The following is a 12,397-nucleotide window of genomic DNA, read 5'->3' on the forward strand; positions in this document are numbered from 1 at the left end:
CATGGATGAATAGGATATGCGAAAACCGATATTTGTTTAAATCGTTGCTGCCCGTTACCGTGTGGTCATTGCTCCCCTTTTGTTGCACGGAAACCCTATGCCGCACGATCTGAATGACCTCACCCACGCGCTTAACGCACATAGCCTGCGCGAATTACCCGCTCGTTTTGGATGCCCGGTGTGGGCCTATGATGCGCACACCATCGTGGCGCGTATCGCACAACTGCGTCAGTTTGACACCATCCGTTTCGCGCAGAAAGCCTGTTCCAACACCCATATTCTGCGTCTGATGCGCGCACAAGGTGTAAAGGTGGATTCGGTATCGCTGGGAGAAATTGAGCGCGCTTTGGTGGCGGGGTTTGTGCCGGGTACGGCAGATCACGAGATTGTGTTCACCGCTGACATGCTGGATGCGCCGACGCTGGCGCGTGTGGTGGAGCTGAATATTCCGGTTAATGCCGGTTCAGTGGATATGCTGGCGCAGTTGGGGGCAGCCCAGCCCGGTCACCCGGTGTGGTTGCGCGTCAATCCGGGATTTGGTCATGGCCACAGCCAGAAAACCAACACCGGCGGTGAGAACAGCAAACACGGCATCTGGTATGCCGATTTACCGCTGGCGCTGGCACACATCCAACGCTACTCCCTGAAGCTGGTTGGCATTCATATGCATATCGGTTCCGGCGTGGACTACGGCCATCTGGAGCAAGTGTGTGATGCCATGGTGCGTCAGGTGGTTGAGTTTGGTCAGGATGTTGAAGCCATTTCCGCAGGCGGCGGGCTTTCCATTCCCTATCGCGCGGGTGAACCGGTTATCGATACCGAGCACTACTTTGGCCTGTGGCACGGAGCGCGTCAGCGTATTGAGACGCACCTTGGTCACCCGGTGACGCTGGAAATCGAACCGGGACGTTTTCTGGTGGCGGAGTCTGGCGTGTTGGTTGCACAGGTGCGTGCCGTCAAAAACATGGGTAGCCGCCACTTCGTGTTGGTGGACGCCGGGTTTAACGACCTAATGCGCCCCGCCATGTACGGCAGCTATCACCATATCTCGCTGCTGCCAGCAGATGAGCGTTCTCTTGCTGGCGCACCGTTGCGCGATACCGTAGTGGCTGGGCCCTTGTGTGAATCCGGTGATGTGTTTACGCAACAGGCTGGCGGCGGTGTGGAAACGGTGGCGTTACCTGCGGTACAGGTCGGTGACTATCTGGTGTTCCACGACACCGGCGCTTACGGTGCCTCCATGTCCTCCAACTACAATAGCCGCCCGCTGCTGCCGGAAGTGCTGTTCGAAAACGGTGAAGCACGCCTGATTCGCCGCCGCCAAACCATCGAGGAATTGTTGGCGCTCGAGGCGCTGTAACCACGTGGTATTGAGGTCTCGATGACGCCACGCTAAGCCGCAGGAATGCGGCCCAGACCGCTGACGAAGTTCGTTGTTAGGTGAAGTGCGGCGATGGGGTCGTAGCGGCGTAAGCCGCCGGAGCGCCCCTCGTCGTGATTCGCCGGGAAACCCGGACATACCGAAAAGGAATTTCAGCCGCAGGAATGCGGCTCTTCTCCCCCCGCAATGTGATAAACCTCTCGCTTTCTTGTTCTGCAACACAAAAATATTTATACAAATGCCCAATTTTTTCGTGTTACGACACATAGGTTATTTTATTGCCAAGTCATAGAATAATTCTCAATCCATAAGAGCATGTGATAAGGAATTATTTATCGATTCTGATTTTTTTCGAAAGAAAGCTATTTAGAACGGCGTAATTTATTACCGCATCAAATAATGCAGATTCCACCAGGAATGTATTTGCATTAGCACCCTATTGTCGAAGACATATAAAATATAAGAGGTCTCATTATGCATACCATAGAACCCTTGGCATGGTACGGGGCGTTGATTGGTCTTTTTATTGCCATTGCGCTCATCCTGAAAAAAATTAATCCGGTGTACTCCTTGTTCCTCGGCGCCATTCTCGGTGCCATGATCGGCGGTGGCAATCTTGAGCAGACTATCGGGCTGCTGACGTCTGGCACGCAGAGCGTGATGGGTACGGTAATCCGCGTACTGGCCGCCGGTGTACTGGCTGGCGTGATGATGGAATCGGGCGCGGCGGAAACCATCGCCCAGGCCATTGTGAGGAAGATGGGGGAGAGCAAAGCGATTTTAGCGCTGGCGCTGGCTACCATGATCATTACCGCAGTGGGGGTATTTATTCCCGTCGCAGTATTAATTGTCGCACCCATTGCGTTATCAGTAGGTAATAAAATGGGGATTTCCAAACTGGCATTATTACTGGCGCTTTCCGGCGGCGGTAAAGCGGGGAATATTATATCGCCAAACCCCAATACCATTGCCGCAGCAAACGGCTTTCACCTCAATTTAAGCGACGTGATGATCGCCGGTTTTATTCCTGCCGTATTCGGTTTGATTATTACCGTGGTTGTCGCCTCGATGTTGAAAAATAAAGGGATCATGGTAAGTGGTGAGGAAGCTGCCGCTGCCTACGGCACCCAGAGCGCAAAAAATGACAAAACCTACCCAACGCTGGGCAAGGCCATCGTCGCGCCAGCGGTTGCCGTTATCTTACTGATGATTAACCCGATTGGTTCCATTTTCCACATTAGCGCGCTGACCGCGTTCAAGCTGGATGCCATGTATGTACTGCCGATCGCCGGTATCGTCGGGCTGATTGCCATGGGGCAAAAGCACAAGGTGATTGCCTACACCGCATCAGGTCTGGAAAAAATGACCGCTACCGTGCTGATCCTGATTGGTGCCGGTGCGATTGCGGGCCTGATTGCCGCATCCAACCTGTCGGCCCAGGTGGTGCAACTGATTAATGTCATGGGCATTTCCGGCACCTTCCTGGCACCTATCTCCGGCATTTTGATGGCGGCGGCCACGGCTTCCACCTCCACCGGGACCATTCTGGCGACCGGCACCTTCGGTAACGCCATCGCCACTATCGGCATCGCGCCGATTGCCTCTGCGGTGATGGTACACACCGGGGCCACCGTGATCGACTCCTTGCCGCAGGGCAACTATTTCCACGTCACAGCACAGAGCATGAACATGACCATCAGACAGCGTATGGGCTTGCTGCCTTACGAAGCGATTGTCGGCGGCACCATGACCCTTGTCGCTACCGTGCTGTACGGCTTTATTCTTTAGTTTGAGGCAACCCACAATGAAAAACGAAACGTTTGTATTAGCGCCCGATTCATTTAAAGAGAGCATGACGGCGAAAGAAGTGTGTAACGCGATGGAAAAAGGGTTGCGTAAGGTATTCCCCGAAGCGAATTTCGTGCACGTTCCCATGGCGGATGGCGGTGAAGGCACCACCCAGTCGCTGATTGATGCCACCGAAGGCTCGCTGTATGCGTTAAACGCGACCGGACCGTTGGGAGAAACGGTTGAAGCCAGCTACGGCATCATGGGTAACGGCGAGATTGCCGTGATTGAAATGGCCTCTGCCAGCGGTATTCAATTCGTTAATCGCGACACCAAAAATCCGCTGGTGACCACCACCTACGGCACCGGTGAACTGATTCGTGCCTGCCTGGACAAAGGCATCAAGAAAATCATTCTGGGCATCGGTGGCAGTGCAACCAATGATGGCGGCGCAGGTATGGCAGAAGCGCTGGGTGTGCGTTTTTATGATGAAGCGGGCAACACGCTGCCGCGCGGTGGCGGCGCGCTGGATCGTTTGCACCATATCGATCTTTCCGGGTTGGATAGCCGTCTGGCACAGGTGGATATTCAGGTGGCCTGTGATGTTACCAACCCACTGTGCGGCGAGCAGGGTGCATCAGCGATTTTTGGTCCGCAGAAAGGAGCAACGCCGGAGATGGTCGCACAGCTGGATAACAATCTGGCGCACTACGCGGCGGTAATCCGCAATCAGTTGGGCAAAGAGATTGCCACTGTGCCGGGTGCCGGTGCGGCGGGCGGTCTGGGCGCAGGGCTGATGGCTTTCACCCAATGCACACTGCGTCGAGGCATTGATATTGTCGTCGAATTCAGCGGGTTGAGTGACAAACTGGTCGGTGCGGATTTCTGCTTTACCGGTGAAGGGCGTATCGATTACCAAACCAAGTTCGGTAAAACCCCTTACGGCGTTGCCAGAACTGCCAAAGCGCAGGGCGTACCGGTTATCGCGGTATCCGGCTGCGTTGGCGAAGGCGTTGAAGCGCTGTACGGCGAAGGCATCGACACCATTTTCGGCATTATTCCGCGTGCAGACAATATTGAAGCGCTGCTGAAAGATGGCCCGATTAATATGGAACGTGCGTGCGAGAATATTGGCCGCCTGTTGAAAAAAGCGGCAGCATAATTAAGCGCCAGTAATAAAAAGGGAAAGAATATGACTGAAACACTTCGGCGCACCAAGATTGTTGCGACTCTCGGTCCGGCAACCGATCGCGATAATAACCTGGAAAAAATAATAAGTGCGGGTGCCAACGTAGTCCGTTTTAATTTCTCGCACGGTGCGGCAGATGATCATATTGCTCGTGCGGAACAGGTTCGCGCTATTGCCCAACGTTTGGGTAAATCAGTGGCTATTTTGGGCGATCTGCAAGGGCCGAAAATTCGGGTATCAACCTTTAAAGAAGGTAAAGTATTTCTGCACGTCGGAGATAGCTTTATTCTGGATGCCTTATTGGAAAAAGGACTGGGCGATAATACCCAGGTGGGTATCGATTATAAGGCGCTACCGCGCGATGTGGTGCCGGGCGATATTCTGCTGCTGGACGATGGCCGTATTCAACTACGCGTGGTGCGCATTGACGGCGAAAAAATCATCACGGCTGTCACCGTGGGCGGAACCCTCTCCAATAACAAAGGCGTCAACAAGCTCGGCGGCGGGCTTTCAGCCGAAGCGCTGACGGAAAAAGACAAGGCAGATATTCTGCTGGCAGCCAGAATGAAGGTAGATTTTCTGGCGGTGTCGTTTCCACGCACCGGAGACGATTTACGCTATGCGCGTCGCTTGGCGCGCGAAGCGGGCTGTCAGGCCGCCATTGTTGCCAAGGTAGAGCGTGCGGAAACCGTTGCCACACCAGAAAACATGGATGACATGATCCTGGCTGCCGATGTCATCATGGTGGCGCGCGGCGACTTGGGCGTAGAAATTGGTGACGCCGCGCTGGTAGGCGTCCAAAAACGTCTGATTCAGCGCTCGCGCCAGTTGAACCGCGTGGTGATCACCGCGACGCAAATGATGGAATCGATGATTTCCAGCCCGATGCCGACGCGTGCTGAGGTGATGGACGTCGCCAATGCGGTGCTGGACGGCACCGATGCCGTGATGCTATCGGCTGAAACCGCCGCAGGCAGCTATCCGGCGCAAGCGGTAGCGGCGATGGCGAACGTGTGTCTCGGGGCGGAACGCAGCCCGAGCATTACCACCTCGAAACACCGCCTCGACGTGCAGTTTACCAACGTTGAAGAGATGGCGTCGATGTCAGCAATGTATGCGGCTAACCACTTGCAGGGCGTCAAAGCCGTGATTGCGATGACGGAGTCGGGCCGCACTGCCCGCATGATGTCTCGCATTAGCTCCCGTTTACCGATTTATGCGCTATCGCGTCATGCCGAAACGTTGAATCAGGTCGCACTGTATCGCGGCGTTACGCCTCTGCCGTTTAACGGCCGTGCCGAAGGGCTGGGCGCGGCGCAGGATGCCATCGCACTGCTGAAAGCACGCGGTGCGATTGCGACCGGTGACAGCGTCATTCTGACGCAGGGCGACAGCGTCGGGCAAATTGGCAGCACCAATACCTGTCGTATTTGCGTCGTGGAATAAGTACGTGACGATCATCGCCGTCTGTGGGCTATGGCGGCGATGTATCGCACTAATTTCCCGTACCGAAATTCATGATTTATTTTTTTATCGCTGTTGAAGTCTTTATTTTTAAACAGGAATAAAAGACAAGGCACGTTATGAAATAAAGGTATTCGCCTTTCCCTTTATAATAATCGGGTTAGTCTAAATAACTTTATTAAATTACAAAAAGCAGTGGTTATTGATGTGGCGTATTTTCCCGTGGGGTATTTCCTGCTGGCGAAATATTTTTGCGCTGCACCAGGGGAATAGTAAATGACAGATTATGATTTCGACGCGAAATTAGCTTATTCGATCGTTGAACGCACCATGAAAATTATTGACTGTAATATCAACGTCATGGATGCCAGAGGCCGTATTATTGGCAGCGGCGATCGCGAACGTATTGGTGAAATTCACGAAGGGGCGCTATTGGCGCTCAGTCAACAGCGAGTGGTATCGATTGATGATGCCTCTATGCATACGCTGCACGGTGTCAGGCCCGGCCTGAACCTGCCGCTGCGGTTAAATAACCACATCGTCGGCGTGATTGGCCTGACCGGCGATCCCGATGGGCTGCTGCAATTTGGCGAACTGGTGTGCATGACAGCGGAAATGATGCTGGAACAAGCGCATTTGCTGCAACTGCTGGCGCAAAACAGCCGTTTGCGTGAAGAGCTGGTGTTGAGCATGGTGCGCAATGACAACTACTCTTCCACCATGCAAGAGTGGGCGCAGCGTTTGGGGGTCGATCTGACATTGCCGCGCGTCGCCATGGTGGTGGAGTTGGACAGCGGGCAGCTCGGTGTCAGTACCGCGATGAGTGAATTGCAGCAGTTGCAATCGCTGCTGATGGAAACCGGTAAAGATGACCTGATGGCGATAGTTTCACTCACCGAAATGGTGGTGCTGAAACCCGCTTATCTGCACGCCGAACGTTGGGAGCCCGAAGAGCACAAGCGTCGCATGGTACAGCTTTATCAGCGCTTGCAACAGGGCAGCCCGCTTAAAGTACGCCTGGCGCTGGGTAACTTTTTCCCGCAGGAAGGGGGCGTGGTGCGCTCTTACCACACGGCGAAAACCACCATCAGCGTAGGCAAACAGCGGATGCCGGACGTGCACTGCTTCTGCTATCAGGACATCAAGCTGCCAGTACTGCTCGATAGCCTGCGCGATGGCTGGCAAGCGGCAGAACTGGTAAGCCCGTTGCAGCGGCTAAAAGCCAACGACGGCAACGGGGTGTTTCGAAAAACACTGCATACCTGGTTTCGCCATAACCAGCAGGCCGGTGAAACAGCCAAAGCGCTGTTTATTCACAAAAATACCCTCGAATACCGCCTGCGGCGCATTGCTGAACTGACCGGGCTGAATCTGGCGAATTTTGAGGATCGTTTTCTGCTCTACGTGGCCGCACAGCTGGATCAAGACTAGCGCCGCGTAACGCTATGCCGCTCAGGCGGCACCGGCGACTTCTTGACGCAGCAGCACAATCTCTTCAGCCAGATCGCGACACAGCATCGCCGTCATCAAATGATCCTGGGCGTGTACCAGGATCAGGTTGACCGGAATCTTTCCTTGCCCCTCATCTTCCCCAATCAACTGCGTCTGGATCAGATGCGCGGCTCGCACGGCCTCCTGCGACGCGGCTAATGACGCAGTGGCGAGTTCCCACTTCTTCTGGCGCGCTGCCTGAATAGCCATCATGGCCTGTGAGCGCGCTTCTCCGGCATTGATGATCAACTCCATCACGGTGGTTTCCATCTCGATCGTCATTTCTATCCCCTTATGGTATGCCAAATGTTGCATGGATCATCATATTGGAATTCCAATATTGGTTTATGGGAGTATTGTCACAGAAAAATAACGCATATTGGTCGAATTTTGGTATGCCAAACGCACATGCGCGATGAGCGGTATGCATTCTGCGCGTAACGGCTATCTGGGGCACTGTCCCGCACTACACAACCATTGTGATGAGGTGCTGTTATGTCATTCAAGGACCAAGTGATTGACGCATTGGGTTCTTTTGCCAATAAGTTCAATAGCCTGCGTTATATTATGGCCATCAAGGCCTCGTTTATTACCCTGATGCCCGTGATTATCGTCGGTGCCTTTTCCGTGCTGATCTCCAACATGGTGCTTGATCCGAAAAACGGTCTGGCCAGTTTCGCGATGTTTTCTTTTTTGGCACCGCTCAAACCCATCATGAGCGGGATCAACTACGCGACGCTCAATTTTCTGACCATTGGTGCGGTGTTTCTGATCGGGATCGAACTGGGGCGCATTAACGGCTCACGCAGCCTTTTCCCCGGTCTGCTGGCGGTGATCTGCCTGATTTCGATCACGCCCACCACCATCGATATCGTGGTTAATGGGCAAACGGTACCGGTAAAAGACGTGCTGGCGCGGCAGTTCTCAGATACCAAAAGTCTGTTTCTCGGCATGTTTATCGCCATCCTCTCGGTGGAGATCTACAGCAAGCTGGAAAAAATAGACCGGTTGCGCATCAAGATGCCGGACAGCGTGCCGCCTAACGTCGCGGCATCGTTTTCGGCGTTGCTCCCCGGCATCATCACCGTGACGTTTATTGCCACCCTCGGTTTCACCTTCCACGCCATTACCGGTATGCACCTGTATGACGCCATTTACAAAGTGGTGCAGCAGCCGCTGGAATCGGTGGTGCAGAGTCTGCCGGGATTGCTGGTGCTGATGTTCGTCGCGCAACTGTTCTGGGTTATCGGTATCCACGGTAACCAGATGATCAAACCGATCCGCGAACCGCTGCTGCTGGGGGCGATCGCGGTTAACATGACTGCGTTTGAGCAAGGGCAGGAGATCCCCAATATCATCACCATGCCGTTTTGGGACGTCTATATGAGTATAGGGGGTTCCGGGCTGACCATCGGACTTTTGCTGGCGGTGATGATTGCCTCTAAACGGCGGGAAATGAAAGAGATCGCCAAGATCTCCTTTGGTCCCTGCGTGTTTAATATCAATGAGCCGGTGATTTTTGGTATGCCGATCATGCTGAATCCGATCCTGGCGATTCCCTTTATCATCACGCCGTTAGTCACCGGTACCATCGGTTACTTTGCCACCAGTATGGGCTTTGCCGGCAAAGCGGTGGTGATGGTGCCCTGGACCACGCCGCCCATCATCAACGCCTGGCTCTCTACCGCCGGTTCCATGGGCGCGGTAGTTACTCAGTTGGTGTGCATTCTGACTGCCACCCTGATCTATCTGCCCTTTGTGCAGGTGGCGTCGCGCCGTGCCGATCTGGCGCAGCGGGAAGCGGAGCAGGCGGCACCGCAGGCTAACGCGGCGGGCAAATAACCAGAGTGAGGAGCTGAACAATGAGTAACGTCACTGTCACCATTCCCAAGGATTTTATTCTGGGGGCCGCGGCATCCGCCTGGCAAACCGAAGGGTGGAGCGGAAAGCGCGCCGGGCAGGATTCCTATCTGGACCTGTGGTACAAGCAGGATCGTCAGGTGTGGCATAACGGTTATGGTCCGGCGCGTGCCACCGAGTTTTATCACCGCTATCGCGAAGACATTGCGCTGATGAAACAGTGCGGATTGACGCACTACCGCACCTCGATCAACTGGTCGCGCTTTATGCTCGATTATGAGCAGGGCATCGTCGATGAAACCTATGCCGCCTATGTCGATAGCGTGATCGATGAACTGCTGCGGCAGGGGATTACCCCGATGCTGTGTCTGGAACACTACGAGCTGCCCGCTATTCTGATGGAGAAGTATCAGGGCTGGGCATCGAAGCAGGTGGTGGAGTGGTTTGTCACCTATGCGCAAGCGGTGTTTGCCCGTTATGCACACAAGGTGAAGCGCTGGTTTGTGTTTAATGAGCCGATTGTGGTGCAAACCCGTGTCTATCTGGACGCTGAGCGTTATCCGTATGAGCAGAACACCGGCACCTGGATGCAGTGGAATCATCACAAAAATCTGGCGACAGCGAAAGTCATCGCCTGCTTTCGAGCCAACGGCCACCATCGGGACGGTGGTCGTATCGGCACCATTCTCAACCCGGAAGTGACCTACCCGCGCTCCCACGCCGCGCACGACGTTGAGGCGGCGCGCCTGTACGATCTGTTCTTCAACCGCGTGTTTCTCGATCCGGCGGTGAAGGGCGAATATCCGGCGGAGCTGCTGGCGCTGCTGGAAAAACATCAGGTGCAATGGGCCTATACCGATGATGAGCTGGCGGTCATCCGTGATAATCGGGTGGATGAACTGGGCATCAACCTTTATTTCCCACACCGGGTGAAAGCGCCAGAGCGGGCATGGCATCCCGATACCCCGTTTCATCCCGCCTACTACTATGAGCATTTTGCCTTGCCGGGACGCCGCATGAACCCCTCCCGAGGGTGGGAAATTCAGCCCAAAATCATTTATGACATGGCGCAGCGCATGACCAAGGAATACGGCAATATTCCCTGGTTTGTGGCGGAAAACGGCATGGGGGTGGAGAACGAGGCGCGCTTTAAAAACAGCGACGGCGTGATTCAGGATCACTACCGTATCGATTTTATTGCCGAACACCTCTACTGGACGCTGAAAGCGCGTGAAGAGGGGGCAAACTGTCAGGGCTATATGCTGTGGGCCTTTACCGATAACGTCTCCCCGATGAATGCGTTTAAAAATCGCTATGGCCTGATCGAAATCGATCTTGAGCAGGAGCGGGCGCGCCGACCCAAAGCCTCGGCAGGGTGGTTCCGGCAACTGCGCGACACGCGCACGCTCAACCTGATGTTGGATGATGAAGACAAATAACACCCAAGGAGATTTGCCATGAAACGTATCGTATTGGCCTGCTCGGCGGGCATGTCCACCTCGCTGGTGGTGACAAAAATGGAGAAAGAAGCGACGGCGCGCGGCTTGGAGCTGAAAATTTACGCCATTCCTGAACAAAATCTGCGTGAGGAACTGCAAGATTACGGTCAGGATATCATCGCGGTATTGCTGGGGCCGCAGGTTCGCTTCAAACTGGTAGAAAATCAAAAGTTGACTGACAGCTATCAGGTGCCAATTGCCGTGATCGACTCCGTCGCCTATGGCACATTAAATGGTGCCAAAGTGCTCGATCAGGCGCTGAGTTTGGTAAACTAGCCGCAATATCCTGACGCGCGGCTTGCCGCGCGTTGTTGTTAACCGGCGTGTTGTCGTGGTTTGGCACGGTGGCATCCGGTCAACGTGCGCGTTATCTGTTGGGCTGCGGTAGCTAGGGTGAAAGTGTGGCGAAAGATGTGGTTCTGCAAGAAAAGAAACAGTATCAGGAGATCGGCAGCGATCTGCGCGTGAAAATCCAGCAGGGAAAATTCCCGGTCGGGTCGCGCCTGCCGCCGGAAAGAAACATTGCTGAAACCTACGGCGTTAGCCGCACCATTGTGCGTGAAGCGCTGCTGATGCTGGAGCTGGAAGGCACCGTCGATATTCGTCAGGGATCGGGCGTCTACGTGCTCTGCATCCCTGATGAGGAAACCGAAGAGAGCCAGGCGCATCACCGCATTGGTGCCTTTGAAATGTTGCAGGCGCGCCAACTGCTGGAGAGTAACATTGCGGCGTTTGCCGCGCGCATGGCAACCCGTGCCGATATTGAAAACCTGCGTGTGACGCTGGAAAAAGAGCAGGCGGCGATTGCGGCAAACGACTACCGCAGCGATTACGACAAACTGTTTCACCTGCAAATTGCCGGTGCGACGCAAAACCAGATGCTGCTGGAATCGGTCAGTCATATCTGGACCTGCCGTGACGACAATCCCCTGTGGCAACAGCTTTATGTTCACGTTGGTAAACACGGTTATCGTCTGAAATGGCTGGCGGATCACCAGACCATTCTGGCGGCGCTGCGCCGACGCGACGTACCGGGTGCTTATCAGGCGATGTGGGAGCATCTGGAAAACGTCAAAAGCACGCTGATGGCGATCTCCGATGCGGATGCGCCAGAATTTGATGGTTATCTTTTTGATTCAGTACCGATTTTTCAGGGAAAACTGGTCTGACTATTTATAGTGGGTGCTCGCGTTGTGCCCGTATCAGGATTGCAGGGTTATGGTTGAAATTGTTCCTTTAGCCTCCCATCCGCACCATCAGGCGCAGGTGACGGACTGGCTGTGGCAGGCGTTTGATCACCACAATGGCCGTGAATTTTTCGCCAGTATTGTACAAAGCAGTATGCGGCAAGAAGGATTGCCCCTGACCTTTATCGCACTGGATGACGGGAAACTGGTGGGCACCGTAGGGCTGTGGCTGTGCGATCTGCAAAGTCGCCAGGATCTCTCTCCGTGGCTGGCAGCGCTCTATATTGATGAAAACTATCGGGATAGGGGACTGGGTAAAGCGTTGCAACAGCACGTGTTGACCTATAGTCGTCACGCCGGTTTTTCATCCCTCTATCTGTATGCCACCTTTAGCGGCTACTACGAGAAAATGGGCTGGCACTATATCGGTGATGGTTTGGAATACCCGGCCAAACCGGTACGGCTCTATCATCAGGCGTTGGTGTAAACTCAGTCCGTGTTTCCCGGCGAATCGCAACGAGGGGCACTCCGGCGGCTT

The 12,397-nt window shown here is 54.4% G+C and carries 11 protein-coding genes; 10 read left to right on the forward strand and 1 reads right to left on the reverse strand.

What is annotated here, in order from left to right; translation table 11 throughout:
• Nucleotides 1-97: 97 nt before the first annotated feature.
• The 5 genes from lysA to J5067_RS16510 all read left to right on the forward strand — a co-directional run bounded on the left by lysA (nt 98) and on the right by J5067_RS16510 (nt 7,253).
• Nucleotides 98-1,360: a diaminopimelate decarboxylase gene (gene lysA / locus J5067_RS16490; RefSeq protein ID WP_264644654.1), complete on the forward strand. Its 1,263-nt coding sequence runs from the start codon at nt 98-100 to the stop codon at nt 1,358-1,360.
• Nucleotides 1,361-1,855: 495 nt separating this feature from the next.
• Entirely contained in the window at nt 1,856-3,169 is a 1,314-nt protein-coding gene (locus J5067_RS16495) for a GntP family permease (protein ID WP_264644655.1), read from the forward strand.
• 16 nt (nt 3,170-3,185) lie between these two features.
• The gene (locus J5067_RS16500) at nt 3,186-4,331 is read left to right on the forward strand and encodes a glycerate kinase (protein WP_264651580.1); all 1,146 of its coding nucleotides are present in this window, start codon (nt 3,186-3,188) and stop codon (nt 4,329-4,331) included.
• A 30-nt stretch (nt 4,332-4,361) separates the two neighbouring features.
• Complete coding sequence (pyk, locus tag J5067_RS16505; RefSeq protein WP_264644657.1) at nt 4,362-5,804, forward strand: pyruvate kinase; 1,443 nt, start codon at nt 4,362-4,364, stop codon at nt 5,802-5,804.
• A gap of 294 nt (nt 5,805-6,098) precedes the next feature.
• Nucleotides 6,099-7,253, forward strand: coding sequence for a CdaR family transcriptional regulator (locus J5067_RS16510; RefSeq protein ID WP_264644658.1), 1,155 nt, complete (start codon nt 6,099-6,101; stop codon nt 7,251-7,253).
• A 21-nt stretch (nt 7,254-7,274) separates the two neighbouring features.
• Here J5067_RS16510 and J5067_RS16515 read toward each other — a convergent pair whose 3' ends face one another.
• Complete coding sequence (locus J5067_RS16515; protein ID WP_264644659.1) at nt 7,275-7,595, reverse strand: PTS lactose/cellobiose transporter subunit IIA; 321 nt, start codon at nt 7,593-7,595, stop codon at nt 7,275-7,277.
• Nucleotides 7,596-7,808: 213 nt separating this feature from the next.
• On the opposite strand from J5067_RS16515, the gene J5067_RS16520 reads away from it, so the two are divergent.
• From J5067_RS16520 to J5067_RS16540, 5 genes are all read left to right on the forward strand, one after another.
• The gene (locus tag J5067_RS16520; protein WP_264651581.1) at nt 7,809-9,155 is read left to right on the forward strand and encodes a PTS sugar transporter subunit IIC; all 1,347 of its coding nucleotides are present in this window, start codon (nt 7,809-7,811) and stop codon (nt 9,153-9,155) included.
• Nucleotides 9,156-9,175: 20 nt separating this feature from the next.
• Nucleotides 9,176-10,612 (forward strand): glycoside hydrolase family 1 protein, encoded by a 1,437-nt coding sequence (locus J5067_RS16525; RefSeq protein ID WP_264651582.1) that lies wholly within the window; start codon nt 9,176-9,178, stop codon nt 10,610-10,612.
• 18 nt (nt 10,613-10,630) lie between these two features.
• Nucleotides 10,631-10,948, forward strand: a complete 318-nt coding sequence (locus tag J5067_RS16530; protein WP_264651583.1) for a PTS sugar transporter subunit IIB — start codon at nt 10,631-10,633, stop codon at nt 10,946-10,948.
• A gap of 125 nt (nt 10,949-11,073) precedes the next feature.
• Nucleotides 11,074-11,841, forward strand: coding sequence for an FCD domain-containing protein (locus J5067_RS16535; RefSeq protein WP_264644662.1), 768 nt, complete (start codon nt 11,074-11,076; stop codon nt 11,839-11,841).
• A 49-nt stretch (nt 11,842-11,890) separates the two neighbouring features.
• Entirely contained in the window at nt 11,891-12,346 is a 456-nt protein-coding gene (locus tag J5067_RS16540) for a GNAT family N-acetyltransferase (RefSeq protein ID WP_264651584.1), read from the forward strand.
• Nucleotides 12,347-12,397 lie beyond the last annotated feature (51 nt).

The sequence above is a fragment of the Candidatus Symbiopectobacterium sp. NZEC151 genome (assembly GCF_025962655.1).
Classification (GTDB): domain Bacteria; phylum Pseudomonadota; class Gammaproteobacteria; order Enterobacterales; family Enterobacteriaceae; genus Symbiopectobacterium.